Annotated in this window: 1 protein-coding gene; it reads right to left on the bottom strand. The window is 60.5% G+C overall.

The genetic code is table 11. The features are described 5' to 3' along the window. On the bottom strand, positions 1-490 hold a 490-nt coding region (locus FK268_RS23535; protein ID WP_193560334.1), incomplete at its 3' end, for an acyl-CoA dehydrogenase family protein. Positions 491-572: the final 82 nt, after the last annotated feature.

Here is a 572-nt window from a genome sequence, read left to right as displayed (position 1 = left end):
CCTGGCGACCGCCGGTGATGAATGTCTTGGCGCCGTTGACAATATAGACCTCCCCAGCGCGTCGGGCCGTCGTGCGGATGCCGGCGAGATCGGAGCCGGTATCCGGTTCGGTCATGGCGATGGCGGTCATTGTTTCGCCGCTGGCGAATCCCGGGAGCCACCGCTTCTTCTGCTCGGCGTTCGCGAATCGCTGCAGGTAGGGGTACACAAGGTCGAGGTGCGTGCGCAGCGATCCCAAGGCAAGCCCCGCAGCGGCGGCTTCTTCGTTGAGGACCGCGTTGAACTTGTACGATTCGATACCCGAACCGCCGAATTCCTTGGGTACCTGCATCCCCAAGAAGCCGAGTTCTCCCATCTGGAGGAAGAATTCGGGATCGACAAAGCCCTGACGTTCCCAGGTCGCGTACTTCGGCAGCGCCTCTCGCTCGAGGAATCGCCGGACGGCAGACCGGAATTCCTCATGCTCTGCTGTATAGACCATGCGCTCCATTCAAAATCTCCTAGATTTTCCACTCTCGAGTCCTGTGACGGCTGGGCGAAAGAGTGCCAGAGGCTAGGAACCGTGCTTCCAA

The sequence above is a fragment of the Tsukamurella sputi genome (assembly GCF_007858445.1).
GTDB classification, from domain to species: Bacteria; Actinomycetota; Actinomycetes; order Mycobacteriales; family Mycobacteriaceae; genus Tsukamurella; species Tsukamurella sputi.
The sequence above is the reverse complement of the archived record's forward strand: the minus strand, read 5'-3'. Positions and strand labels throughout refer to the sequence as shown.